The organism is Streptomyces lavendofoliae (genome assembly GCF_014649735.1).
Taxonomy (GTDB): Bacteria; Actinomycetota; Actinomycetes; order Streptomycetales; family Streptomycetaceae; genus Streptomyces; species Streptomyces lavendofoliae.
In genome coordinates, this window is sequence record NZ_BMTP01000001.1 from 377254 (window position 1) to 402538 (window position 25285).

A 25285-nucleotide genomic window follows, 5' to 3' on the forward strand; every position below is an offset into this window, starting at 1 on the left:
GCTCCGGGCCGCCCGACCGCCCCGCCCGCGCCCGTCGCTCCGGGCCGCCCGACCGCCCCGCCCGCGCCCGTCGCTCCGGGCCGCCCGACCGCCCCGCCCGCGCCCGTCGCTCCGGGCCGCCCGACCGCCCCGCCCGCGCCCGCCGGCCCGCGCGCCGGCCGATCGGCCGACCGCACCGCGCCACCGCCCGGGGCGCCGATCCGGAGGGCGTGGCGTCCCGGGGGGTGCCGCGGGAGGTACAGTCGGGGGCAGCCGGCCGAGCCGGCCCGCCCGCTCCGGCGCGGCCCCCTCAGACGTCCCGTACAACGGCGTGCGGAACACAGCAGCGCCTGCCGTGTCCCCGACCGGACCATCGGCAGGCGCTGCGCCTTGTCCGGCGCGCGTGGTGCCCGTGTGCGCGCCGAGTGCGCCCTGTCGCGACGTGCCCCGCTTCTCCTACGATCGACACCCGATCGGGGGAGGGGAGCGCCCATGTCGTCGCCGGCGCGGACGAACCGGGTGGAGCGCGCGGTCGCCTTCTGCCTGCGCAACTTCGAAGTGGTCTTCGCGGCCGGCATCGGCCTCACCGTGGGCATCCTGGACATCTTCGGCGACAAGCTCATCGAGTCGGACTTCGCCTCCGGCGCCACCCTCGTGGTGCTCGGCGCCCTCGCTGTCGGCTCGCTGTCCGAACGCACCCGCCGCCCGCACGCCATCCAGGAGGCCATGGAGGGCACCCGCCGCGCCATCGAGGACCTCACCATGGTCCGCTCCCTGGCCGGCAACGAGGTCAGGGAGGCCCTCCGCGAGGCCCGCCAGGGCACCAACCTCTGGTACTTCAAAGGCGGCACCGGCACCTACCTGCGCGCCGTCACGCTCCCGCAGTGCGTACGCGCCGCCAAGGAGAACCGCTCCCAGCTCAACGTCAAGATCGAGATACTGAACCCGGCGGACGAACGGGCCTGCAACGCCTACGCCCAGTTCCGCCGCATGTTCTCCGGCAGCCGCCCGAACAACGCCGACCTGTGGACCGCCGACCGCACCCGCAAGGAGTCGTACGCGACCGTCCTGGCCGCCTGCTGGTTCCGCATGCAGCTGAGCACCCTCGACATCAGCGTCCACCTGTCCTCGACCGTGCCGACGCTCCGCTTCGACCTGTCGGACTCCGGGCTGATCATCACCCAGGACGACCCGGCCCGGGTCAACCTCCAGGTCAGACGCGGACAACCGCTCTACGACTACTACCTGACGGAGCTCCACCAGAGCCGGGAGCAGGCCACCGCGGTCGACCTGCGCGACGCCACCCTGCTGAGCCTGTCGCCGACCGTCGACGAGGTGCGCGCCCTGTTCGACGCGTTGGCGCTGCCGCTGCCCCGGGCCTTCACCGACGCCGACGTCGGCGAGGTCATCGCCAAGGCCCTGCACCCAGAGGACCCCTACGGGAGGTGAACCGCCGGCCATGGACGCCCCGGACGAAGCCATGCGCGCCCACGTCGACACCTTCGTCCCCGTACTGGAGGAGATCGCCTCGGGGAAGCGGGACCTGCCCGCCGTCCGGCACCCGCTCGGCTTCCTGTGCCTGCCGCTGCTGAGGGAGGGGCCAGACGGGGTCTGCCTCCACCTGTTCGGCGCCGGCCGGCCCACCGCCGAGGTCCCGCCGCTGCACGCCCACAGCTGGGAACTGCGCAGCCACGTCCTGTACGGCGAGGTCGGCAACGTGCGGGTGCGGGTGCGGGACGACGCCGACGCCCCGACCCACCGCGTCTTCGAGGTGCACAGCGGCCCCGACGGCGTGGACGAGATACGGCCGACCGCCCGGCTGGTGCGGGGCGAGGAGGGCCCCGTCCACCGCAGCCCGGCGGGCGACACGTACGCGCTCGGGGCGGGCGAGTTCCACACCACCGTGGTGACACCGGGCCGTTCCGCCGCCACTCTCGTCCTGGGGCGGTCCCTGCCCGGCGGGCGTGACCTGTCGCTCGGCCCGCTCGACGGACCGCCCCGCCGCACGGTCCGCCGGCGGTACGGGACCGAGGCGACCATCCGGGCCGTGCGCACGGCCCTGGGGAGGATCCATGCACAACGCCGCGCCTGACATCGTCCGCCGGCCCCCGTTCGCCGCCGAGCGCCGGGTGGCCGTGGCCGCCGCCGAGGCGACCGGGCGGCTGCTGAGGGGCCACTTCGCCGACGCCCGGGCCGTACGCACCAAGGGGGCGCACGGCGACGTCGTCACCGACCTGGACCTGGCCGCCGAGGAGCTGATCCTCGCCCGGCTGCGGCGCCACTTCCCGCGCGACCGGATCCTCTCCGAGGAGGCCGGGCTGCTGGACACCGGCAACGCCCGCACCTGGCTGGTCGACCCGCTGGACGGCAGCAACAACGTGGCGATCGGGCTCCCCGCGTACGTCGTCGGCATCGGGCTGTGCGTGGGGGACACCCCGGTCGTCGGCGTCGTCCACGAACCCGTCACCGGCCGCACCTGGCACGCCGTCACCGGCCAGGGCGCCCACGACGACGAGGGCGTCCGGCTGCGCGGCCCGCGCACCGGCCTCCCCGGACCGGGGCCCGTGCTCGCCTGGACGCAGGGCCACGCCGTGGACCGGGAGGACCGTACGGCCACCGCCCTGCGCGGGGCCCTGGAGCGGCGCTGCCGGCGCGTCCTTCAGCTGTGGGCGCCGCTGCTGGGCTGGAGCCTCCTCGCGCGGGGCACCATCGACGGGTTCGTCGGCTACCGCGCCGAAGGGGTCGACCTGCCGCCGGGGGCGCTGCTCGCCGCAGAGGCGGGCGCCGAGCTGCGCACCCTGCGCGGGGCTCCCTTCCGGCCCGGCTTCAGCGGCCCCGACTCCGGGCGCAGCTTCGTGGCCGCGCGGGCGGAGACCCTCACCTACGTCCTGGAGGAGGTCGCCGCCGCACTCCGCGGGGCCTGACCCGCCCGCGCGCGTCACCGCCCGGCGTCACGCCGTCGCGACCAGCGCCACCGTCGCCGCCACCGTGCCCGTCGCCGCCAGCACCAGGCTCGTGCCCATGAAACGGCTCAGCGCGATCCGGGTGCCGTGCCACCGGCACCGCTCGAACCACAGCAGCGTCGCCAGCGACGCCCACGGCGTGACCAGCGGACCCACGTTCACACCGATCAGCAGCCCCAGCAGCTGCTCGTGGTTGCCCGGCGGCACCACGGCCTCACCGGCCACGTACGCCGGGAGGTTGTTGAGCGCGTTGGAGAACCCCGCCCCCACCGCCGCCGTACGCAGCACCCCCAGCGGGCCGTCCCGCGTCCCGATCGCCGACGCCAGCAACTCGTGCATGCCCAGCGCCCCGGCCGTCTCCACCACCAGGAACATCCCCGGCACCAGCACCAGCAGGCGCCACGGCACCAGCGACCACCGCAGCTCCTCGCGGCGCCGCCGGGCGAACACCACGACCACCACCAGCGCCGCCGCGGCCGACGCCGCCCACAACGGGACCAGGTCCGCCAGCAGCACCAGCAGGAACCCCCCGCACGCCACCGCGCACACCCGCAGCAGCACCGGGTCGGCCGGACGCGGCGGCTCCGGCGGCGGATACCGGTCCTCGCCCCGGGCACCGCGCCGCCAGTAGAACACCCACAGGCACACCATCGTCGCCGCGATCGCCGCCACCTGCGGTGGCCACATCACGGCCGCCATCCCCGACGGCGACAGCGCCACCCGGTCGGCGGCCAGCAGGTTCGTCAGGTTCGACACCGGCAGCAGCAGGCTGGCCGTGTTCGCCAGCCACACCGTGGTCATCGCCAGCGGCACCGCCGCGATGCCCACCCGGCTCGCCAGCGCCAGCATCACCGGCGTCAGCAGCACCGCCGTGGTGTCCAGGTTCAGGGTGATCGTGGTGACCGACGCGAACAGCACGCACAACCCGAACAGCAGGGCGTAACTGCCCTTCCCGGCCCGCGCCACCCACGTGGCGACCACGTCGAAGACCTCGGCCCGCCCCGTCAGCTCCGCCAGGACGATCACCGTCGCCAGGAACACCAGCAACGGACCCACCCGGGCCAGCACGTCCGCGGCCGGACCGGCCGGCAGCAGACCCGTCGCGACCGCGAGCAGCCCCAGGCAGAGGAGCGCCGCGGCCAGCCAGTCCAGCGGGTGCAGACGTCTGAGGAAGGTCACGCCCAGCAGCATAGGTTTTCCCCCGGACAGCACACCCGCCCGCGGCCTAATGTGGACACATGCCGACGGGTGACGAAGCGGGGCAGCGCGCGACCGAGTTGGACTTCTTCATCAGCTACTCACCGGCCGACGAGGCATGGGCGGCCTGGATCGCCTGGACCCTCGAAGAGGCCGGATACCGCACCGTCGTCCAGGCCTGGGACTTCGTACCGGGCAGCAACTTCATCGACTTCATGGACCGCGGCGTCAGCGAGTCCGCCGCCGTCATCGCGGTCCTCTCCCGCCACTACGAACGCTCCACCTACGGCCGCATGGAGTGGACCGCCGCCCTGCGCGCCGAACCCGAGGCGCCCGAACGGCGCCTGCTCACCGTCCGCGTCGACGACATCCCCGTCGAGGGACTGCTCGCCACCATCACCTACGTCGACCTCGTCGGCGTCCAGGACGGAGCCGCCGCCCGCTCCCTCCTCCTCGCCCGCGTCGAACAGGCCCTCGACGGCCACGCCCGCCCCGCCCGCCGCCCCGGCTACCCCGGTGACGCCGCCACCGCCCGCGCCACCGGCCGCCCCCTCACCCCCGAGGCCCGACTGCCCGCCCAGCGGTGGATCGGCGGCCCCGGCTGGGCCGGCCGCCGGCGCCCCCGGAAGGCGCCCCGCTACCCGCACGGCCCGCACGGCCCCGCCACCCAGGACGCCGTGACCGTCCTGCACCTCGCCGGACCCGACTTCGGACGCGGCCGCGAACCGGAGGCACTGCGCCGCGAGCTGCGCGGCGACCTCATCGTGCTGCGCGACGGCGGCGCCCCCGCCCCCGACCTGCTCGTGGTCACCGGCGACCTCACCGCGTCCGGCAGCCCCCGCGAGTGCGACCAGGCCCTCGCCTTCCTCACCTCCGTACGCTCCCTGCTCGACCTGCCGCCGCAGCGCGTCGTCATCGTCCCCGGCGCCCAGGACGTCAACCAGGCCGCGTGCCGCGCCTACTTCCACAGCTGCGAGGCCGACGAGGTCGCCCCCCAGCCCCCGTACTGGCCCAAATGGCGCCACTACACCCGGCTGTTCCGCAGCTTCTACCACGGCCTGGACACCGTCTTCGACAGCGACCAGCCCTGGACTCTCTTCCCGGTGCCCGAACTGCACACCGTCGTGGCCGGGTTCAACTCGTCGATCACCTACAGCCACCGCCTGGAGGACCAGTACGGCCACATCGGCCGCGACCAGGCCGCCTGGTTCGCCGAGGCGCTGCGCGCGTACGAGGAGGAGGGCTGGCTGCGGATCGGCGCGCTGCGCCACCCCCTCACCCGCGGAACGCGCCCCGGCGACGCCGAGGGCGGCCCCGGCGCCCTCGACGACACCGCCACCCTCACCGACCTCGCCGCACCCCGCCTCCACCTGCTCCTGCACGGCCCCACCGGCGGCCCCCGCACCACCGGCACCGTCCCCAGCCACACGCGCCTGCCCGGCACCGGCGCCGACCCCACCGCCGGACTGCCCCTCCTCGGCGCCGCCGCCCCCGCCCGCTTCCAGCTGCTGCGCGTCGCCGCCGACGGCATCACCCGCTGGTACGACCGGGGCCGCACCGGACCCGAGACGTTCCCCGGCCGCTGGCCCCGCGCCGGCCGGATCTTCCCCGCCGCCGACCTCCCCGCGGCCCCCGCCGACCTCGGACCCGCCCACCCGCCCGTCCCGTCCGACCCGCCGGACTCCCTCACCGAACGCGTCAAGGAGGTGTGCCTGGCCCGCCGCGACGGCGTACGGCTCCGCGACGTGCCCCGCCGCACCCCCGGCGACATGGCCCAGATCATGGCCACCTGGCGCGAGGAGGGCGTCGTCCGCCAGGCGCGGATCGCCGTCCACCCCGGCACCCCCACCGACGACCAGCTCGACCGGTTCGCCGCCCAGCTGCACGCCTCCGGGCCCGGCGTCGAGGCGGAACTCGTCCACGACGGCCCCGCCCCCGGCCAGGCGTTACGCGACCGCGCCCTCCGCCACGGCATCCGCGTCCGCAGCTTCCTCGAATTCCAGGGCCTGCTCGACCTGCGCGGCTACGTCACCGCCCAGACCGCCCACCTCCTCGCCAGCGACAGCTACGCCCCCGTCCGCTACCTCCCCCAGCGCTACCGCGACGCCGACCACCCCGACGCCGGCGGAACCGAACACGACAACCTCGTCGAGGACCTGCTGGAACTCCTGGAGGCCGACCACGGCCGCTTCGTCCTCCTCCTCGGCGACTTCGGCCACGGCAAGACCTTCGCCCTGCGGGAACTGGCCCGCCGCATCCCCGAGGAACTCCCGCACCTCACCCCGATCCTCATCCCGCTCAACACCCTGGACCGCGCCCACAGCCTCGAAGGGCTCGTCGCCGCCCACCTCGCCGGCAACGGCGTCGACACCATCGACCTGCGCGCCCTGCGATACATGCTCGCCCAGGGCCGCGTCGTCCTCCTCTTCGACGGCTTCGACGAACTCGTCAACCGCGTCAGCTACGACCGCGCCGCCGACCACCTCCAGGTCCTCCTCGACGCCGCCGTCGACAACGCCAAGATCGTCGTCTCCAGCCGCACCCAGCACTTCAAGTCCCACGCACAGGTCCTCACCGCCCTCGGCGAACGCGTCGGCCTGCTGCCGCAGCGCCGCATCCTGTCCGTGCAGGGCTTCACCACCGACCAGATCCGTTCCTACCTCGCCAAGACATACGGCGACGAGGAGGCCGCCGAGCGCCGCTACCGCCTCCTGCGCAACATCCCCGACCTGCTCGGACTGTGCCGCAACCCCCGCCTGCTGTCCTTCGTCGCCCAGCTCGGCACCGACCGGCTGCACGCCGTCGCCGGGGCCGGCCGCGCGCTCAGCCCCGCCCGGCTCTACGAGGACGTCTTCACCTCCTGGCTCCAGTACGAGGCCGACCGCGGCCGCAAGGGACCCGGCTCCCCGCCCGGCCTCGCGCTGCCCGAACTGTGGGCCGCCGTCACCGCACTCGCCCGGCGCCTGTGGGAGTCGGGCCGCACCGCGCTGCGCCTGGACGAACTCACCGACACCGTCGCCGACACCCTCAGCCGCCTCACCGAAACGCCCCGGTCCACCTCGGAACTCGGCCACGCCGTCGGCGCCGGCAGCCTCCTCGTGCGCACCGACGACGGGTTGTTCCAGTTCATCCACGGCTCCGTCGGGGAATGGCTGATCGCCCGCGAGGCGGCCCGCCACCTCGACCGGGGCCAGTACGGACTGCTCCACGCCCGGCCCCTCAGCCGCCTCGCCGTCGAGTTCCTCTGCGACCTCGCCGACCACGAGCGGTGCGTCCGCTGGGTACGCGACACCCTGGAGGGCCGCGCGGAGGCGGGCGAGACCGCCCGCGCCAACGCCGTCCGCGTCGGCGACCGGCTGCGCGTCCCCGCCCACGCCGACCTGCGCGGCGCCCGGCTCGCCGGCGAGGACCTCTCCCACCGGGACTTCACCGGCGTCGACCTCACCGGCGCCGACCTCACCGACGCCCGTCTCGTCGGCGCCAACCTCCAGCGGGCCGACCTCACCGGCGCCCGGCTCGTGGGCACCCGCCTGGACAGCGCCGACCTGCGCGGCGCGAACCTCACCGACGCCGACCTCCGCCGCGCCCGCCTCACCCGCACCGACCTGCGCGAGGCCCGCCTCACCGGCGGTCGCTGGCACCGCGCCGCCCTCATCGACCCGGTCCTCGACGACACCACCCGCGCCGCCCCCGAACTGCGCACCGCCGCCATCGCCCCCGGCATGCCCGTCGAGGCGGGCTTCCGCCCCTCGTCCGTCGGCGTCCCCTACGGCTACGGCATGCGCACCGGCCGGCTGCCCGAACCGATCGCGTACAGCCCCGACGGCGAACTCCTGCTCGTCGGCAGCGAGGACGGCGGCATCCTCGTGTGCGACACCCACGACGGCCGCGCCCTGCGCACCCTCCAGGGGCACGAGGGCCGGGTCTACGCCGTCAAGCACGGCCCCGGCGTCATCGCCAGCGGCGGCTCCGACGGCGTGGTCCGCCTCTGGGACCCCGTCTCCGGGGCGTGCCGCCACCGGCTGGACATCCACCCCGACGGGGTGTGGCCGGTGACGCTCCGCCCCGACGGCACCCGGCTCGCCACCGGTGACGCCGACGGCCTGGTGACCGTCTGGGACGTGGCCACCGCAGAACCCCTGTGCCGGCTGCCCGGCCACCGCGCGCCCGTCTACACCGCCGTCTTCAGCCCCGACGGCCGCACCCTGGTCACCGGCGACGCCGCAGCCCGCGTACGCGTGTGGTCCCTGGACGGAGGGTGCCGCGAGCGCGAACTGCCCGGCCACGGCGGGGCCGTCTACCGGGCGCGGTACAGCCCCGACGGCACGCTGCTCGCCACCGGCGACAAGGACGGCACCGTACGCGTCTGGGACGCCCACGACGGCCGGCTGCGCCAGGAGTTCACCGGGCACACCGGGCGGGTGTACACCCTCGACTTCCACCCCGGGGGCCGGCTGCTGGCCAGCGGCTGCACGGACGGGCAGGTACGGCTCTGGGACCCGGCGGTCGGCACCCCGCTCGGCAGCCTGGAGCGCTGCCCCGGCGCGATGTACCAGGTCCTGTTCAGCGCCGACGGGAAGCTGCTCGCCGGCTGCGACAGCGACGGCACGGTCCGGCTGTGGACCGTGACCAGCACCCCCCGCCAGGGCCACGTCGTCACCCTCCACGCCCGCCGGCCCACCTCCCACCGCGGCTCCGCCTGGGCCTGCGCCTTCCACCCGTACGAGTCCCAGCTGCTCACCGTCGGCAACGACGGCGGCGCCCAGATCTGGGAGGCCGCCACCGGCCAGGGCAAGCGCATCCTGCGCGGCCACGGCCGGCGCGTCACCGGCGTCGCGTTCAGCGCCGACGGCACCCGCCTCGCCTCCTGCGGCAACGACGGGACGGTACGCCTGTGGGACACCCGCACCGGCTCGCGCACCGGGGAACTCACCGGGCGGGGCGACCGCCTGGTCTCCGCCGCGTTCAGCCCCGCCCGGCCCGTCATCGGCACCGCGAGCAACGACGGCGGGGTCCACCTGTGGAGCCAGGACGGCGAGTTCCTGCGCGAGCTGGACGCCGAGACCGAGCACATCTGGGCCCAGGCCTTCAACCGCGCCGGCGACCTGCTGGCCACCGCCAACGACGACGACACCGTCCGGGTCTGGTTCCGCTCCACCGGGGCCCGCATCGCCACCCTCGACCGGCACCGGGGCCGGGTGCGGTCCATCGCCTTCCGCGCCGACGGCGACCTCCTGGCCACCGGCTGCGACGACAGCTTCGTCCGGCTCTGGCAGGCGCGCGAGGGACGGCTGCTCGCCGAACTGCCGGGACACGAGGACCGGGTGTACGGCGTCGCCTTCGGGCCCGGGGACGCCTGGCTCGCCAGCGTCTCCTGGGACGGCACGGCCATCGTCCGGCACGGTGACGACCCCCGTCCGCGGCTCCGGCTGCGCGGGGACGGCGGGAAACTGTGGGCGGTCGCCGCACACCCCTCCCGGCCGGTCCTCGCCACCGCGGGCGACAACCGCGTGATCGTGCTGTGGAACGCCGACACCGGCGCCCGGCTCGCCGAACTCGCCGGGCACACCGGCCGGATCCTGTCCGTGGCGTTCGACCCGGACGGCACGGTGCTGGCCAGCGGCGCCGAGGACGGCACCGTACGCCTGTGGGACCTGCCGCCCGACGGCGGCGCACCCTCGCCGCGCGCCACCCTCATCGGCGTACCGGACGGCTGGGCGGCCCTGACACCGTCCGGCGGCTACAAGTGCGAGGGCGACCTCGCGGGCGAGTTCTGGCACGTCGTGGGCATGTACCGGTTCCAGCCGGGGGAGTTGGACGGCATCCTGCCGGGCGTGCGCAGACTGCCGCTCGGCGAGGAACTGTGAGGCCCTAGGCTCCCCCTATGCCGATCAGCCTGCGAAAGATGGAAGAGACCGCCCCCGCCCTGGTCGGCCTGTACAAGAGCGCGGGCGCCTCGCTGCGCGAACACGGACTGGAGGGCGAGCGCGCCGCCGTCTACCTGGTCGTCGACCACTCGGGATCGATGCGGCGGTACTTCGACGACGGCAGCGTCCAGGCGCTCGCCGACCGGGTGCTGGGCCTGTCGGCGAACCTCGACGACGACGGACGCGTCCCGGTGGTCTTCTTCTCCACCGACATCGACGCCGAGACCGAGATCGCGCTCGCCGACCACCGGGGCCGGATCGACCGCATCGTGGCGGGCCTCGGTCACATGGGCAGGACCAGCTACCACCTGGCCATGGACGCGGTCATCGACCACTACCTGGACAGCGGCGCCACCGCTCCGGCGCTGGTGGTCTTCCAGACGGACGGCGGCCCCAGCAACAAGCTCGCCGCCGAGCGCTACCTGTGCAAGGCCGCCGAACTGCCGCTGTTCTGGCAGTTCATCGGCTTCGGCGACCCGGACAGCCGCCAGTTCGAGTTCCTCCGCAAGCTCGACGAGCTGGCCGTGCCCGCCCGGCGCCGCGTCGACAACGCCGGCTTCTTCCACGCGGGCGCCGACCCGCGCCGCGTCCCCGACGCCGAGCTGTACGACCGCCTGGTGGCCGAGTTCCCCGTCTGGCTCGCCGCCGCCCGCGCCCAGGGCATCGTGCGGTGACGGCGGTGCGGGTGCTGCGGGCGGCCGGGCGGGCGGCGGCGCCGTGGAAGAACGGCGGGGGCGTCACCCGGCAGATCGCCGCCGGCCCCGAGGGCGCCGGGACGCAGGACTTCGACTGGCGGGTCAGCCTCGCGGACGTCCACGAGGACGGGCCGTTCTCCGCGTTCCCCGGGACGGAGCGGCTCCTCACCGTCGTCGACGGCGCCGGCATGGACCTCGACGCCGGCGGGCGGCACCTGCGCGCCGAGCGGTACGCGCCGTGCCCCTTCCCCGGCGACGTCCCGACCGGCGGACGGCTCCTCGGCGGGCCGGTCGTCAACCTCAACGTGATGCACCGGCGCGGGGCGGTCGCGGCGACCGTCACGGTGGTGCGCGGCGGGCCGGCCGTCACCGCCGCGCCGGACGCGACGGTGCTGGTCGTCGCCCTGGACGGGCCGGCCGAGGCGGCGGGCGTACGACTGGCGCGGTACGACGCGGTGCTGTGCCCGGCTCCACGGGCGGCGGTGCGCAGTGACGGGTGCGTGGCGGTCGTCACGCTCCGCCGGACGGGCTGAGCCGCCCGTGTGATTGTCCCGGCCCCGTCGTGAGCCGGCGGGTCCGGCGGGTAGGGCTGCACCCCGGGGGCGGCCACCGGACAGGAGACACACATATGCGCCGTACAGGTTTCACCCTCGCCGCCACGACCGCGTTCACGCTCGCCGCCGCCGGACAGGGCTGGGCGACCACGACCAGCGGCGACATCACCACCAGCTGGGGCGACCGCACCCGGATCGAGGTGACCTGGGTCGACCGCGACTCCTTCCGCGACGGCACCCTCGCCGTCGCCGACCGGACCTGCGACGAGCGGACCGTCTACGCCACGCTCACCGTCAGGACGGGCTCCGGCACCACGCTCGCGTCGGACGACAAGCACAACACCCGCGGCTGCGGCACGACGACCGACTTCCGCGGCATCCGGGCCACCGACCCCGGAGGCATCAAGAGCGTCACGATGACGCTGTGCCGGCGTACGGCCGGGGCGCCCGACCAGTGCGAGACCCGGTACACCGCCTTCAACCCGTACAACCCCTCCTTCGCGTTCTGAGCCCGCCGGCGCGGGGACCGGCGACCGGACTCCGCCGCGACCGCGGGGCAGCGCTTCGGGGCGTACCCGCACCGTGGGGAGCCCCGCGCCTCGCGGCCGGCGGGCCGCCACGGCATGGGCGTGTCCTGTTGCGCACGGGCCGCGCGAATGGTGTGCTACGGTTGTTCACGTTGCAGTTTTGGTACCCATGAACTTTATGTGCGCCTGACGGGAATGTTCCTCAGGCGCATTATTGTTTTACCGGCTTTCTCCGGATGGGGCCCCGACACCATCAGGAGATAATTATGGCCACCGGTACCGTGAAGTGGTTCAACTCGGAAAAGGGCTTCGGCTTCATCGAGCAGGACGGCGGCGGCGCCGACGTCTTCGCCCACTACTCCAACATCGCCACCTCGGGCTTCCGTGAGCTCCAGGAAGGCCAGAAGGTGACGTTCGACGTCACGCAGGGCCAGAAGGGCCCGCAGGCGGAGAACATCCTCCCCGCCTGATCACCGGTCACGCAGTACCGGTATCCCGCAGCCGGGATCCGCACCATGCAGTCGCAGGTGCGGGTCCCGGCTTGCGCTGTGCTCAGGCCCAAGGAAGGCAATGTATGACGACGACTCGACCCGAACGCCCCGCCCGTAAGCGCCCCGCGAGGACCGGCAGCGCGAGCGCCGCGCGCTCCGGGAACGGCAACGCCCCCGCCCGTGGCGCGAGCAGCCGCGCCCCCCTCGCGCCCCCGCGCGACTTCGCCCTGCCGGAGACCGCCACGCCCGCGCTGCCCCCGGTCGCGGCCTTCGACGACCTCGACATGCCGGCCGCCCTCCTGAAGACGCTGACCGCCCAGGGCGTCACGGAGCCGTTCCCGATCCAGGCCGCGACCCTGCCGAACTCCCTCGCCGGGCGCGACATCCTCGGCCGCGGGCGCACCGGTTCGGGCAAGACCCTCGCCTTCGGCCTCGCGCTGCTCGCCCGTACGGCCGGCCGCCGCGCCGAGCCCAGGGCCCCGCTCGGAATGGTCCTGGTCCCCACGCGCGAGCTGGCGCAGCAGGTGACCGACGCCCTCACCCCGTACGCGACCTCCGTGCAGCTGCGGATCGCCACCGTCGTCGGCGGCATGTCGATCAGCCGCCAGGCGGGCGCCCTGCGCCGCGGCGCCGAGATCCTCGTCGCCACCCCCGGCCGCCTCAAGGACCTGATCGAGCGCGGCGACTGCCGGCTGGACCAGGTGTCGGTCACCGTCCTGGACGAGGCCGACCAGATGGCCGACATGGGCTTCCTGCCGCAGGTCACCGCGCTGCTGAAGCAGGTCGAGCCGGACGGCCAGCGCATGCTGTTCTCCGCCACGCTCGACAAGAACATCGACCGGCTGGTCCGGATGTTCCTCACGGACCCGGTCGTCCACTCCGTCGACCCGTCGGCGGGTGCCGTCTCCACCATGGAGCACCACCTGCTGTACGTCGCGGACGAGACCGACAAGAAGGCCGTCACCGCCCGCATCGCGGCCCGCGACGGCCGGGTGATCCTCTTCCTGGACACCAAGCGCGCGGTGGACCGGCTGGTCAAGCGGCTCCTCGCCAGCGGGGTGCGCGCCGCCGGCCTGCACGGCGGCCGTTCGCAGCCGCAGCGCAACCGGACCCTGGACCAGTTCAAGACCGGCCAGGTCACCGCGCTGGTGGCGACCAACGTGGCGGCTCGCGGCATCCACGTCGACGACCTCGACCTCGTCGTCAACGTCGACCCGCCCACCGACCACAAGGACTACCTGCACCGCGGTGGCCGCACGGCCCGCGCGGGGGAGTCCGGCAGCGTCGTCACGCTCGTCCTGCCCGACCAGAAGCGCGACATGAGCCGGCTGATGTCCCACGCGGGCATCACGCCGCGCAGCGCCCGCGTGAAGTCCTCCGACGAGGAGCTGGCGCGGCTCACCGGTGCCCGCGAGCCGTCCGGCATACCGGTCACCATCGAGGTCCCGCAGCAGGCCCAGCCCGCCGCGCAGGGCGACGGCAAGCCCGGCCGGCGCCGGCGCCCCCGCCGCAGCGGCCAGGGCGGCTCCGCCGGCACGCCGGCCGCCTCGGGAGCCGGTAACGGCGCCCAGGCGGGCACTCCCCGCCGCCGCACGCCCGCCGCCGGCGCCACCCGCACGTCCGGCGGCGCGGGCCGCTCGGGCGGCACGGGCCGCGCCTCCGGCACCGGCCGCCCCGGCGGCTCGGGCCGCGGCGGCCGCCGCACCGCCGCGTAGGAACACCGCCGCTCGTACGGCGAACAGGGCCCGGGACACCGCGAGATGCGGCGTTCCGGGCCCTCACGGCATCCCGGGCCCGCCGCCCTGCCGCCCCGCCACCCGCCGACCCGTCCCGGCGGCCCACCACCCCGGCCACCGGCGCCGGAACCGCTCCGTACCCTCGTCGTCATGACCATGACGCTCACGGTGCTCGGCACCGCCTCCCCGCACCCCGCTCCCGGACGCCCCTGTTCCGGGTACCTCCTGTCCGGGGGCGGCGCCCGGGTATGGGTGGACGCCGGCCCCGGGACGTTCGGCGAGGTCCAGCGACACACCGACCCCGCGCGGCTCGACGCCATCTGGATCTCCCACCTCCACGCCGACCACAGCGCCGACCTGCTCGCCGCGCTGTACGCCTTCACCTACGGCGGCCTGACCCCGCCCGTGCCCGTCCCGGTGTACGCGCCCGCCGGGTGCGCGCGGCGGATCGCCGGCTTCCTCGGACGCCCGGACCCGGAGCCGCCGGCGGCCGTGTTCGACTTCCGCGACCTGTACGACGGTCATGTCGCCCATCACGGGGGCCTGCGCCTGACCGCCCGGGCCGTGGCGCACGACACCGAGGCGTACGGGCTGCGCGCCGAGGCCGGCGGCGCGGTCCTCGCGTACTCCGGCGACAGCGGGCCCTGCCCGGCGCTGGCCGAACTCGCCGCGGGGGCCGGGCTGTTGCTGTGCGAGGCCGACGCCGACCGGCACGGCGAGGACGGTACGCCGGTCCACCTGACGCCCGAGGACGCCGGCCGGCTCGCCCGGGACGCGGGTGCCGGGCGTCTGCTGGTCACCCACGTCGGACCGGGCCTCACCCGCGAAAGCGCGACGCAACGGGCGGCGGCGGTCTACGGGGGCCGGACGGACACGGCGTACGAGGGAGACGTTCACCGTCTCGCCCCCTGAGTGGCGGAGACGTCAACATCCGGCGAACGTCCGCCACTTGGCGTTGACGTGCCCACGTCTACACGCGTCATCATCGGCGTATGCGCATCCCCCCACGCTTCTCCCTGCTCGGCGGCGCCGTCGCGCTGCTGTCCGCCCTCCTCGCCGGACCGGCCACCGCCGCCCCGGCCGCCGTCACGGCGGTCGGGCACATCTGCTACTCCGGACTGCCCGCCCAGGCCCACGAGACCCTCGACCTCATCGAGGCGGGCGGCCCCTACCCCTTCCCGCAGGACGGCACGGTGTTCCGGAACCGCGAGGGCATCCTGCCGAGCCGGACGACCGGCTACTACCACGAGTTCACGGTCGTCACCCCCGGCTCCGAGACCCGGGGCGCCCGCCGCGTCGTCACCGGCGACGCCGTCCGGGAGGACTACTACACCGCCGACCACTACGCGTCCTTCGACCTCGTCGACCACGGCTGCTGATCCGGCCGCCGGCATGACGACCGTGTATGTCATCGAGGGCCGCCGGGTCACCGGACCCGGCGGCTTCTGGCGGGCCGTCGGCGAAGCGGTGAACGGCCCCGGGGGCTACTTCGGCGAGAACCGCGACGCGTTCGCGGACTGCCTGAGCGGCGGCTTCGGCACACCGGAGGACGGTGACTTCGTCCTCGAATGGCGCGACCACGACGTCTCGCGCCGCGCCCTCGGCCCGGCCTTCTTCGACGAACTCGTGGACATCATCGACGAACGGGCCCCGGGCGCCCTGCGCCTGCGCTGACCCGGCGCCGGCCGGCCTCGTCGGGCGGCACGCCGGGCGGCGGGCGGTCGGTCGGGGCCGGCGGGGCGCCCCGCCGGCCCCGTGCCGGGCGACGACCGCCGGCCCGGCCTCCCGGGCGCGGGGTCCGGGCGGGGCGGCCGGCGGGCGGTCAGCGGCGGCGGGGGAGAGTGTGTTCCAGGCGCCGCCTGTCCCGGGGGTCCTGGATGTGGACCAGGGCCGCCTCCGCGATGTCCCGGGCCCGGCTGCCCGGGGCCTCACCGGCCAGGACGCGCGCCAGCGCCTGCGCCGCCCGGTCGTCCCCGCGCTTGGCCAGGCCCCGGGCGGCCTCGGCCGCCGTGTCGGCGTCGGGGTCGTCGAGCCGGGCGGCCAGCGCCTCGCGGAGGGCGGGGGAGTCGTCCGGCACCTCCGAGAGCGCCAGGGTCGCCCAGCCGCGCACCTCCGCGTCCGTGTCGCGGCTCAGCCCGATCAGCGCCTCCACGCCCTGCCGGTGACCGGCGGGCACCAGTCCGGTGAGCGCCACGGCCACCCCCCGCCGTACGCCGGGGTCCGGGTGCGCGGTGTGCCGCAGGACCTCCGGCAGCCCGGCCGGGTCGCCGAGCCGGCCGAGCGCGCCGACCGCAGCCGTCACCGGTCCGGCGTCCCGCGCCGTCCGCGCCAGCTCCCGCAGGACCGGCAGGGTCCGCCCCGCGCAGGCGCCGAGCCCGCCGAGGACGTCCGCCGCGAGCGCCCGGCGCAGCGGGTCCTCGCTCGCCGCCCAGCCGAGCGCCGCCCCGAGCGTCTCGTCGTCGCCGCGCCCGCACAGGGCCCGCACCGCCTCCGTCCAGTCGTCCCGCGCGGGGTCCCCCCAGCGCAGGGCCCGCTCCGCCAGGTCCTGCGGGTCGGCCCGGATGCCCAGCGCGGCCTCCAGGAGCGTGGCGATCGCCGCGTGGCCGGTCTGCTGTTCGGCGCCCGCGCCGGGCACGCCGTCCCGCAGCAGCTCCACCACCACGGTCGTCCCGCCGTCCTCCGGCACCCGGTGCGTCACGACCTCGTACCCGTCCTGCCCGTACGCCTCGGCCAGGTCCCGCCGCAGCGCCCCCGCCACGTCCGTGCCGATCCACCGCGCCGCCTCGCGCAGGGCGTCCCGGCGGCCCGGCGCGCCGTGCTCCAGCAGCGCCCGCACCACCGAGGGAGAACCGCGCCGGGCGGCGGTGACCAGCGGCGGCTCCTGGCCGGGGCCCGGCCCCGGTCCCGGCAGGCCCGGGTCGGCCCCGTACTCCAACAGGGCCTCCGCGGTGTCGGCGAACCCCTGGCGCACCGCCCACCCCAGGGCGGTGAACCCGAACTCCTCGCGCCGGTCCACCTCCGCCCCCGCGGCGAGCAGGGCCCGCACCACCGCGGTGTGCCCGTGGCACGCGGCGCCGCACAGCGGCAGCTCCCCGGCGCCCTCCCCGCTCGCCCGCCCGGGGTCCGCCCCGGCGGCCAGCAGCAGCCGGACGATCCCCGCCCGGCCGTTCACCGCCGCCGTGTACAGGGCGGTCACCCCCTCGGCGTCGGCCGTCCCGGCCGGGACCCCCGCCCGCAGCAGCCGGACCACCGCGTCCTCGTCGTCGCCGTGGACGGCTTCGAGGAGGTCCTCCATGTCCTTGGTCATGGTCCGACCTTCACCCGCCGGCGCCGCGCCCGCCAAACCGTTTACGCCCCCGGCGCCTCACGTGTCGCATTCGAGCACCGTGCGGCACAGCCCGCACCGCGCCCGTACCCGTCCCCGTACCGGAACCCGGATGCGCTGGTGGCAGGTGGGGCAGGGGAAGGAGACCCGCAGCCCGTCCGGACCGCCGCCCTCGAAGGCGTACGGCAGTCCGGTCGCGGCCCCGGGGTGCTCCCGGGCCTGGCGGCGGTCCTTGGCGTACCGGTGCCGGCCCGCCCACCCCGCCGCGGTCAGCGGGGGCTGCCGCCCGTCGTGCAGCGCCACGTCGCGGCCGTCGGTGTAGGCGGTGTACGCCCGCGGGCTGGTGAACCAGGGCGACGGGTCCTCCCCGAACGCCAGCGCCCGCTTGGCCAGGACGTACCCGAACTCCTCCGGAGTGAGGTAGCCCAGCTTCTGGCTCGTCACCCCGTCCTCGCGGTAGGCGTCCAGCAGCAGCCAGCCGGCCCCGAGGTACGTCGTCACCGTGTCCGTCAGGATCTCGTTGTCCCGCGTCCCGGGGAAGCCCAGCCCGAGCCGGTGCAGCAGCACATGGGTGATCTCGTGCGCGAGAGCCGCCCCGATGTCCCGGCGATGGGTACGGAACCGGTCGTTCAGCTCGACGAAGTACTCCGGTCCGGCCGCCAGTTCGACGCTGGCCGCGTGCGTCATGCCCCGGAAGCCGACGATCATCCGGGCGTCCGGCAGCCGCAGTTGCCGGACCAGCGCGTGCGCCACCCGCTGGGCGCCCAGGTGGAGGTCGTCGTCGTCGGCGAAGGACACGTCGGCGGGGGCGACGCTGACGTCGTACGCGTACAGCCCCTCGGGGGTCAGCCGCCGGTACAGGGCCGTGATCGCCGCCCGCACGGTGTCGAGGTGCGGGTAGCCGTGCACGACCCCACTGCCGTTCGCCACGTCCCTGCCCCCAAGTGCGACGTCGACCCTCCTCCACTGTACGGGCCCGCGCCCACCGGGCGAGGGGTTCGCCGGGGGCGGGGCGATGGCTGAAAACGCCACCTTGTGGCCCTTGTGGCCGCCTCCGGATAATCCGGGGCACGCCTTGACGGGCTCATGTCAGTGAGCTGCCTTCCGGCAACGGCCCGTCGTGTGCGCACGGCAGCAACCCCCCACGAAAGGCAGACAGTTGAACAAGCTTCTTCGCACCCTCAAGAGATGCGCGGCGGCCGGCGCGGTCGTCCTCGCCGCCGTCAGCCTCCAGCCCGGCAGCGCCTTCGCCGCCCCGACGCCCGTCGTCGGCGGTACGCAGGCCGCACAGGGCGAGTTCCCCTGGATGGTCCGGCTCTCCATGGGCTGCGGCGGCTCCCTGCTCACCCAGCAGATCGTGCTGACCGCCGCCCACTGCGTCAGCGGCTCCGGAAACAACACCTCCATCACCGCCACCGCCGGCGTCGTGGACCTCCAGAGCTCCAGCGCCATCAAGGTCCGCTCCACCAAGGTCCTCCAGGCGCCCGGCTACAACGGCAAGGGCAAGGACTGGGCCCTGATCAAGCTCGCCCAGCCGATCAACCTGCCCACCCTGAACATCGCCACCACCACCGCGTACAACAGCGGCACCTTCACCATCGCCGGCTGGGGCGCCACCCGCGAGGGCGGCTCCCAGCAGCGCTACCTGCGCAAGGCCACCGTGCCGTTCGTCTCGGACGCCTCCTGCCAGCAGTCGTACGGCTCCGGCCTGGTCCCCGGCGAGGAGATCTGCGCCGGCTACCCCCAGGGCGGCGTCGACACCTGCCAGGGCGACTCCGGCGGCCCCATCTTCCGCCGCGACAACGCCGGCGCCTGGATACAGGTCGGCATCGTCAGCTGGGGCCAGGGCTGCGCACGCCCGGACTACCCCGGCGTGTACACCGAGGTCTCCACCTTCGCCTCCGCCATCAAGTCCGCGGCGGCCACCCTCTAGCACCACCCGCCGAGCGCGGGGGCAGGCCCGGCGGGGCCTGCCCCCCGCTTCCGCTGGGCCGGGCGTACGCACACCCCGGCACCTCCCGCTTCCGCTACGCCAGGCGTACGCACGCCCCGGCACCCTCCAGCTCCAGCACCCACACCTCGTTCGCCCCCTCCCGCAGCACCGGCCCCGGCACGAACAGCGACCCCTGCGGCCCCACCCCCCAGAACCGCCCCAGGCAGAAGCCGTTCACCCACACGAACCCCCGCGTCCAGCCGGGCAGCTCCAGCGCCGCGTCCCCCGCGCCCGCCACCTCCACGACCCCCCGGTAGAGCCCCGGACGACCCGGCCCCTCCCCGTCCGCCACCGGCCCGAACGGCACCTTCGCCACCCCGTCCGCCGTGACCGCGTCCACCCGCAGCCCCCGCGCCCGCACCCCGTGCACGTACTGGCGCTCGTGCAGCACCCCGCCCGTGACCCCCTTGCTCTCCCCGAGCCGCGGCCCGTAGTTGACCCGCCCCAGCGACTCCACCCACAGGTCCACCACCGCCGGACCCGCCACCGGATCCGCCAGCACCGCGTCCTCCCCCTCCAGCACCCCCGCCCACACCCCGTCCACGTACACCACCGCCCGGTCCCGCAGCCCCGCCACCCCCAGCGGATACGGCTGCCGCGGCCCCGGTACCTCCAGCCGGTAGCGCACCAGCCCCCGGTCCACCCCCAGCTCCTCGAAGGACGGCGGAACCGGCCCCTCCCACTCCCGGTCGCCCAGCTCCTCCAGCACGCCCTCCAGCGGCACCCACTCGCGCAGCGCCGCCCCCACCCGGCGCTCCAGCCGCGCCGGCGGGGCCGGGACCGGCGGCAGCGGACCCCGCGCGTACCTCGCCAGCACCTCCCGGAACGCCCAGAACTTCGCCGTCGGCAGCCCCGCCTCGTCGACCGGCGCGTCGTAGTCGTACGACGTCACCGTCGCCTCCAGCGTCCCGTCGTGCAGCGCGCCGGACCGGTTCGCCCCCGCCCAGCCGCCGAAGTTCGTCCCGCCGTGCGCCATGTAGACGTTGACCGACGCCCCGTACTCCAGCACCTCCGCCAGCGCCGCCGCCGCGTCGTCCGCTCCCCGCACCGCGTGCTCGTCGCCCCAGTGGTCGAACCAGCCGCACCAGAGCTCCATGCACATCAACGGCCCCCGCGCCTGGTGCCGCCGCAGCACCTCGAACGCCGCCCGCGCCCCCGACCCGAAGTTCACCGTGGCCAGCACGCCCGGGATCGAGCCTCCCGTCAGCATGTGGTCCTCCGGCCCGTCCGAGGTGAACAGCGGCACGGTCACCCCGCACGCCTCCAGCAGGTCCGCGACGTACCGCGGATAGCTCCGGTCAGAGCCGTAGCTCCCGTACTCGTTCTCCGCCTGCACCATGATCACCGGGCCGTCCCGGTCGATCTGCCGCGCCACCACCTGCGGCAGCAGCGTGCGGAACCAGCGGGTGACGTGCCCCAGGTACTCCGCGTCCCGCGTCCGCACCCGCCGCCCCACCCGCCCCGTCAGCCAGTGCGGCAGCCCGCCGTTCTCCCACTCCGCGCAGATGTACGGACCCGGCCGCACGATCGCCCACATCCCGGCCGCGCGCACCGCGTCCAGGAACCGCCCCAGTGCCCCCACGTCCCGGAGACGGCCGGGCTCCGGCTCGTGCAGGTTCCACGGGACGTACGTCTCCACGCAGTTCAGCCCCATCGCCCGCAGCATCGCCAGCCGGTGGCCCCACTGCCCCTCGTGCACCCGGAAGTAGTGCAACGCCCCCGACAACAGCCGCACCGGCCTGCCGTCCAGCAGAAAATCCCGATCACCCACAGTGAATCCGGCCACGAACCCGCCCCTCTCCCGGTCACGTACCGCGACCCACTGTCGCCCTCTGGCGGGAGGCCGGTCCATGGACAAAGATCAGCGCTGATTGGACCCGAGCGAGCGGCGACGACGGCCCGCGAACAGCGGGCAGTGAACGCAACAAACGCAACAAGCGGAACAGCGGACAGCGGACAGCGATCGCGACGACGCGGGGAGGCCGACGGATGTACCACACCTGGATGCGGTTCTTCACGCCCGGACCGCAGCACCGGCGCCTCGGCCTCGTCTGCCTCGGCGTCGGCCTCCAGCACGGCACCCTCCCCACGGTCGGCCCCCGCACCCTCGACCACCACGTCGCCGTGGTGATCAACGCCGGCGGCGGCTGGTACCGGTTCCCCGACGGGCGGCGCGCCACGGTCACCGCGCCCGCCCTCCTCTGGCTCACCCCCGGCGTCCCGCACCACTACGCCCCCGACCCGGCCACCGGCTGGGACGAGGGATTCGTCGACTTCACCGGACCGGTCACCACCACCTACACCGAACTCGGCTACATCGACCCCGACCGCCCCGTCGTCCCCCTCGCCGACGCCGGCCCCGCCCGCTCCGTCATCGGCCGCATCGCCCGCGCCGCCCGGCGCGGCAACCCCCTCCTCGAGGTCGAGACCTCCGCCGCCGTCCACGAACTGCTCGTCGCCCTGCGCCGCTCCCGCGCCGACACCAACGCCGACGGCGACCTCGTCCTGGAGGTCCTCGCCCGCGACGCATTCCAGCCCCTGTCGGTCGCCGAACACGCCGCCAGGCACGGCATGACCCCCGCCGAGCTGCGCACCGCGGTACGCCGCGGCGCGGGCTGCAGCCCCAAGGACTTCCTCCTCGGCATCCGGCTGGGCCGCGCCAAGGACCTCCTCGCCGGGACCGACCTGCCGGTCGCCGCCGTCGCCCGCCGCGTCGGCTACGACGACCCCGCCTACTTCTCCCGCCTGTTCACCCGCCGTGTCGGCATCGCCCCCGTCCGCTTCCGCGAGCGGCAGGGGCGCACCGTACCGGGCGGCTGGAGCACCCGGATCCCGGATGCCGAACACCCACCGACGATCATCACGGGACACGTCTAAGCTCGCTCCTCATGAGCACCAGCGAGACCGAGGACTCCGTACACGCCGAGCTGACCCGGCTGCGCGAAAGCATCGACAACATCGACGCGGCGGTCGTCCACATGCTGGCCGAGCGCTTCAAGTGCACCCAGCAGGTCGGCCACCTCAAGGCCCGGCACCACCTGCCGCCGGCCGACCCGGCCCGCGAGGCCCGCCAGATCGCCCGGCTGCGCCAGCTCGCGGAGAGCGCCAACCTCGACCCGGCGTTCGCCGAGAAGCTGCTGAACTTCATCATCGCCGAGGTGATCCGCCACCACGAGACCATCGCGGGCGGCGCGCGGACCACCTGACCGGCGCGCCCGCGACCCCCGCACCCCCACCCGCGGGCCCGGCGCCCGCGGCGCGCCGGCCGCCCCGCGACCGCCCCGGGGCGGCCGGCGGACCGCCGAGCGGGCCCGCCACCCGATCAGCCGTGGACGAACCCCCGTGCCCCGCCCCCGCCCCATCGGGCAGCATGGCCCCATGCCCGTACTGACGCGCGACGAAGCGCAGACCCGAGCCCAGCTCCTCGACGTCCACCGGTACACGGTCGGCCTCGACCTGACGACCGGAGACGAGACCTTCGACTCCACCACCGTCATCCACTTCACCGCCCGCGCCGGTGGCACCACCTTCGTCGAGCTGAAGCCGGCCACCCTCCGCTCCGCCACCCTCGACGGCGCGCACCTCGACCCCGAGACGCTCGCCGGCAACCGGCTGCCCCTCACCCTCACCGAGGGCGAGCACACCCTCCGCGTCGACGCCGCCATGCGCTACTCCCGCACCGGCGAGGGCATGCACCGCTTCACCGACCCCAGCGACGGCGAGACCTACGTCTACACCCAGCTGTTCATGGAGGACGTCCAGCGGGTCTTCGCCGCCTTCGACCAGCCCGACCTCAAGGCCGTCTTCGACGTCTCCGTCACCGCCCCCGAGCGCTGGACCGTCCTCGCCAACGGCATCACCACCCACCAGGGCGACGGCCGCTGGCAGGCCGCCCCCACCCCCCTCATCTCCACCTACCTCGTCGCCGTCGCCGCCGGCCCCTGGCACTCCGTCCGCACCCGGCACGCCGGCCTGCCCTTCGGCATCCACTGCCGCCGCTCCCTCGCCCCGTACCTGGACGCCGACGCCGACGAGATCCTCGAGGTCACCCGGCAGTGCTACGACCGGTACCACGAGAAGTTCGACGAGCCGTACCCCTTCGACTCCTACGACCAGGCGTTCGTCCCCGAGTTCAACGCCGGCGCCATGGAGAACCCGGGCCTCGTCACCTTCCGCGACGAGTTCGTCTACCGCTCCGCCGTCACCGTCACCGAACGCCAGACCCGCGCCATGGTCATCGCCCACGAGATGGCCCACATGTGGTTCGGCGACCTCGTCACCCTCAAGTGGTGGGACGACATCTGGCTCAACGAGTCCTTCGCCGAGTACATGGGCTACCAGACCGTCAACGAGGCCACCAGCCGCTACCCCGACACCTGGATCGACTTCGGCATCGCCCGCAAGGCCTGGGGCTACGACGCCGACCAGCGCCCCTCCACCCACCCCGTCGCCCCGGACCCCGACGCCGTCCCCGACACCGCCTCCGCGATGCTCAACTTCGACGGCATCTCCTACGCCAAGGGCGCCTCCGCCCTCCGCCAGCTCGTCGCCTGGCTCGGCGAGAAGGACTTCCTGGCCGGCATCAACGCCCACTTCGCCCGCCACAAGTTCGCCAACGCCACCCTCGCCGACTTCATCGACAACCTCGCCTCCGCCACCGACCGCGACGTCCACACCTGGGCCGAGCAGTGGCTGCGCACCACCGGCGTCGACACCCTCAGTCCCGCGTACGACCAGGCCACCGGCACCCTCACCGTCAGCCGCACCGGCAGCCGGCCCCACCGCATCACCGCCGGCGTCTACGACCACGACCTCGCCGACGGCAGGCGCCTCGTCCTGCGCGACCGCCTGGAGATCGACCTCCCGCAGGACGCCCCCGCACACCTCCCCGGGCCCCGCCCGGCGCTCGTCGTCCTCAACGACGGCGACCACACCTACGCCAAGATCCGCCTCGACGAGAACTCCCTGGAACGCGCCCTGCGCACCCTCTCCGGCATCCCCGACCCCCTCACCCGGGCCGTCGTGTGGAACAGCCTGCGCGACATGGTCCGCGACGGCGAACTCGAACCCGTCGCCTACCTGGAGACCGCCCGCGCGCACCTCCCCGAGGAGAGCGACCTCGCGATCGTCCAGGGCGTCCTCGGCTTCGCCTCCGCCCACATCGCCGACCGGTACGTCCCCGCCGAGGAACGCCCCGCCGCCCTCGCCCTGATCACCGACCTCACCCGCGACCTGATCCGCCGCACCGAGGACGGCCGCGACCCGGGCCTGCGCCTCACGGCCGTACGCCACTACATCGACGCCACCGACCGCGACGGCACCCTCCAGGGCTGGCTGGAGGAGGGCGGCGTCCCCGGCGGCCCCGAACTCGACCCCGAACTGCGCTGGCGCATCCTCGGCCGGCTCGCCGTCCTCGGCGCCACCGACGAGGCCGCCATCGCCGCCGAGCTCGACCGCGACGCCAGCGCCACCGGCCAGGAGGGTGCCGCCCGCTGCCGCGCCGCCCTGCCCACCGCCGAGGCGAAGGCCGCCGCGTGGGAGCGCATGTTCACCTCCGACAGCCTCTCCAACTACCTGTTCACCGCCACCGCCCAGGGCTTCTGGCAACCCGAACAGGCCGAGCTGGTACGGGAGTACGTGGCCCGCTTCTACCCCGACGCGACCGCCCTCGCCGACCGCCGGGGCCCCGCCATCGCGGAAGCGGCCGGACGGTACGCCTTCCCCGCCCACGCCGTCGACGCCGCGCACCTGCGCCTCGCCGAACAGCACCTGGCGTCCGACGACCTCCTGCCGGCCCTGCGCCGCAAGCTCACCGACCAGATCGACGACCTCCGCCGCGCCCTGGCGGTCCGCAAGACCTGACCCCGCACGCCCCGCACGCCCCGCACCCCCCGCCCG

Annotated in this window: 20 protein-coding genes; 16 read left to right on the plus strand and 4 right to left on the minus strand. The window is 75.0% G+C overall.

The window, feature by feature from the left end:
- Positions 1-471 precede the first annotated feature (471 nt).
- The 3 genes from IE109_RS01735 to IE109_RS01745 are packed head-to-tail and all read left to right on the plus strand — an operon-like array spanning position 472 to position 2903.
- Complete coding sequence (locus IE109_RS01735; RefSeq protein WP_189548596.1) at positions 472-1428, plus strand: hypothetical protein; 957 nt, start codon at positions 472-474, stop codon at positions 1426-1428.
- A 10-nt stretch (positions 1429-1438) separates the two neighbouring features.
- Positions 1439-2071 (plus strand): hypothetical protein, encoded by a 633-nt coding sequence (locus IE109_RS01740; protein WP_189548597.1) that lies wholly within the window; start codon positions 1439-1441, stop codon positions 2069-2071.
- Positions 2052-2903, plus strand: coding sequence for an inositol monophosphatase family protein (locus IE109_RS01745; RefSeq protein WP_189548598.1), 852 nt, complete (start codon positions 2052-2054; stop codon positions 2901-2903). Before IE109_RS01740 ends, IE109_RS01745 begins: the two co-directional genes overlap by 20 nt.
- Positions 2904-2930: 27 nt before the next feature.
- Here IE109_RS01745 and IE109_RS01750 read toward each other — a convergent pair whose 3' ends face one another.
- Entirely contained in the window at positions 2931-4121 is a 1191-nt protein-coding gene (locus tag IE109_RS01750) for an SLC13 family permease (RefSeq protein ID WP_229890439.1), read from the minus strand.
- A 59-nt stretch (positions 4122-4180) separates the two neighbouring features.
- On the opposite strand from IE109_RS01750, the gene IE109_RS33655 reads away from it, so the two are divergent.
- The 9 genes from IE109_RS33655 to IE109_RS01795 all read left to right on the plus strand — a co-directional run bounded on the left by IE109_RS33655 (position 4181) and on the right by IE109_RS01795 (position 15743).
- On the plus strand, positions 4181-10006 hold the full coding sequence (locus tag IE109_RS33655; RefSeq protein ID WP_189548600.1) for a WD40 domain-containing protein: 5826 nt from the start codon (positions 4181-4183) through the stop codon (positions 10004-10006).
- Positions 10007-10023: 17 nt separating this feature from the next.
- Positions 10024-10740: a VWA domain-containing protein gene (locus IE109_RS01760; RefSeq protein ID WP_189548601.1), complete on the plus strand. Its 717-nt coding sequence runs from the start codon at positions 10024-10026 to the stop codon at positions 10738-10740.
- A complete protein-coding gene (locus IE109_RS01765; protein WP_229890441.1) occupies positions 10737-11294 on the plus strand; it encodes a HutD/Ves family protein in 558 nt (185 codons plus the stop codon). The genes IE109_RS01760 and IE109_RS01765 overlap by 4 nt, the downstream gene beginning before the upstream one ends.
- 95 nt (positions 11295-11389) lie before the next feature.
- Positions 11390-11824: a hypothetical protein gene (locus IE109_RS01770; protein ID WP_189548602.1), complete on the plus strand. Its 435-nt coding sequence runs from the start codon at positions 11390-11392 to the stop codon at positions 11822-11824.
- 284 nt (positions 11825-12108) lie between these two features.
- Entirely contained in the window at positions 12109-12312 is a 204-nt protein-coding gene (locus IE109_RS01775; RefSeq protein WP_005318814.1) for a cold-shock protein, read from the plus strand.
- A gap of 104 nt (positions 12313-12416) precedes the next feature.
- Positions 12417-14048, plus strand: a complete 1632-nt coding sequence (locus IE109_RS01780) for a DEAD/DEAH box helicase (protein ID WP_189548603.1) — start codon at positions 12417-12419, stop codon at positions 14046-14048.
- Between the two features lie 171 nt (positions 14049-14219).
- The gene (locus IE109_RS01785) at positions 14220-14981 is read left to right on the plus strand and encodes an MBL fold metallo-hydrolase (RefSeq protein WP_189548604.1); all 762 of its coding nucleotides are present in this window, start codon (positions 14220-14222) and stop codon (positions 14979-14981) included.
- 80 nt (positions 14982-15061) lie between these two features.
- Positions 15062-15448 carry a ribonuclease domain-containing protein gene (locus tag IE109_RS01790; protein WP_189548605.1) on the plus strand — a complete coding sequence of 129 codons (387 nt, stop codon included), beginning with the start codon at positions 15062-15064 and terminating at the stop codon, positions 15446-15448.
- 13 nt (positions 15449-15461) lie between these two features.
- The gene (locus IE109_RS01795; protein WP_189548606.1) at positions 15462-15743 is read left to right on the plus strand and encodes a barstar family protein; all 282 of its coding nucleotides are present in this window, start codon (positions 15462-15464) and stop codon (positions 15741-15743) included.
- Positions 15744-15891: 148 nt separating this feature from the next.
- Here the strand turns inward: IE109_RS01795 and IE109_RS01800 are convergent, their stop codons facing one another.
- On the minus strand, positions 15892-17376 hold the full coding sequence (locus IE109_RS01800; RefSeq protein ID WP_189548607.1) for an ankyrin repeat domain-containing protein: 1485 nt from the start codon (positions 17374-17376) through the stop codon (positions 15892-15894).
- A gap of 57 nt (positions 17377-17433) precedes the next feature.
- The gene (locus tag IE109_RS01805; RefSeq protein WP_189548608.1) at positions 17434-18324 is read right to left on the minus strand and encodes a hypothetical protein; all 891 of its coding nucleotides are present in this window, start codon (positions 18322-18324) and stop codon (positions 17434-17436) included.
- A gap of 229 nt (positions 18325-18553) precedes the next feature.
- Between IE109_RS01805 and IE109_RS01810 the strand changes: the two genes are divergently transcribed.
- Complete coding sequence (locus IE109_RS01810; RefSeq protein ID WP_189548609.1) at positions 18554-19327, plus strand: S1 family peptidase; 774 nt, start codon at positions 18554-18556, stop codon at positions 19325-19327.
- A 94-nt stretch (positions 19328-19421) separates the two neighbouring features.
- Here IE109_RS01810 and IE109_RS01815 read toward each other — a convergent pair whose 3' ends face one another.
- Positions 19422-21173 carry a beta-galactosidase gene (locus IE109_RS01815; RefSeq protein WP_189548610.1) on the minus strand — a complete coding sequence of 584 codons (1752 nt, stop codon included), beginning with the start codon at positions 21171-21173 and terminating at the stop codon, positions 19422-19424.
- 203 nt (positions 21174-21376) lie between these two features.
- Between IE109_RS01815 and IE109_RS01820 the strand changes: the two genes are divergently transcribed.
- The 3 genes from IE109_RS01820 to pepN all read left to right on the plus strand — a co-directional run bounded on the left by IE109_RS01820 (position 21377) and on the right by pepN (position 25249).
- Positions 21377-22264 (plus strand): helix-turn-helix domain-containing protein, encoded by an 888-nt coding sequence (locus tag IE109_RS01820; protein WP_189548611.1) that lies wholly within the window; start codon positions 21377-21379, stop codon positions 22262-22264.
- A gap of 11 nt (positions 22265-22275) precedes the next feature.
- Positions 22276-22593, plus strand: coding sequence for a chorismate mutase (locus IE109_RS01825; RefSeq protein ID WP_064073031.1), 318 nt, complete (start codon positions 22276-22278; stop codon positions 22591-22593).
- 172 nt (positions 22594-22765) lie between these two features.
- Positions 22766-25249, plus strand: coding sequence for an aminopeptidase N (gene pepN, locus IE109_RS01830; protein WP_189548612.1), 2484 nt, complete (start codon positions 22766-22768; stop codon positions 25247-25249).
- Positions 25250-25285: the final 36 nt, after the last annotated feature.

What these genes read in the sequence shown, in the direction of transcription:
- IE109_RS01735 (WP_189548596.1), top strand. Translation starts at nt 472, where the DNA reads ATGTCGTCGCCGGCGCGGACGAACCGGGTGGAGCGCGCGGTCGCCTTC.
- IE109_RS01740 (WP_189548597.1), top strand. Translation starts at nt 1,439, where the DNA reads ATGGACGCCCCGGACGAAGCCATGCGCGCCCACGTCGACACCTTCGTC.
- IE109_RS01745 (WP_189548598.1), top strand. Translation starts at nt 2,052, where the DNA reads ATGCACAACGCCGCGCCTGACATCGTCCGCCGGCCCCCGTTCGCCGCC.
- IE109_RS33655 (WP_189548600.1), top strand. Translation starts at nt 4,181, where the DNA reads ATGCCGACGGGTGACGAAGCGGGGCAGCGCGCGACCGAGTTGGACTTC.
- IE109_RS01760 (WP_189548601.1), top strand. Translation starts at nt 10,024, where the DNA reads ATGCCGATCAGCCTGCGAAAGATGGAAGAGACCGCCCCCGCCCTGGTC.
- IE109_RS01770 (WP_189548602.1), top strand. Translation starts at nt 11,390, where the DNA reads ATGCGCCGTACAGGTTTCACCCTCGCCGCCACGACCGCGTTCACGCTC.
- IE109_RS01775 (WP_005318814.1), top strand. Translation starts at nt 12,109, where the DNA reads ATGGCCACCGGTACCGTGAAGTGGTTCAACTCGGAAAAGGGCTTCGGC.
- IE109_RS01780 (WP_189548603.1), top strand. Translation starts at nt 12,417, where the DNA reads ATGACGACGACTCGACCCGAACGCCCCGCCCGTAAGCGCCCCGCGAGG.
- IE109_RS01785 (WP_189548604.1), top strand. Translation starts at nt 14,220, where the DNA reads ATGACCATGACGCTCACGGTGCTCGGCACCGCCTCCCCGCACCCCGCT.
- IE109_RS01790 (WP_189548605.1), top strand. Translation starts at nt 15,062, where the DNA reads ATGCGCATCCCCCCACGCTTCTCCCTGCTCGGCGGCGCCGTCGCGCTG.
- IE109_RS01795 (WP_189548606.1), top strand. Translation starts at nt 15,462, where the DNA reads ATGACGACCGTGTATGTCATCGAGGGCCGCCGGGTCACCGGACCCGGC.
- IE109_RS01800 (WP_189548607.1), bottom strand. Translation starts at nt 17,376, where the DNA reads ATGACCAAGGACATGGAGGACCTCCTCGAAGCCGTCCACGGCGACGAC.
- IE109_RS01820 (WP_189548611.1), top strand. Translation starts at nt 21,377, where the DNA reads ATGTACCACACCTGGATGCGGTTCTTCACGCCCGGACCGCAGCACCGG.
- IE109_RS01825 (WP_064073031.1), top strand. Translation starts at nt 22,276, where the DNA reads ATGAGCACCAGCGAGACCGAGGACTCCGTACACGCCGAGCTGACCCGG.
- pepN (WP_189548612.1), top strand. Translation starts at nt 22,766, where the DNA reads ATGCCCGTACTGACGCGCGACGAAGCGCAGACCCGAGCCCAGCTCCTC.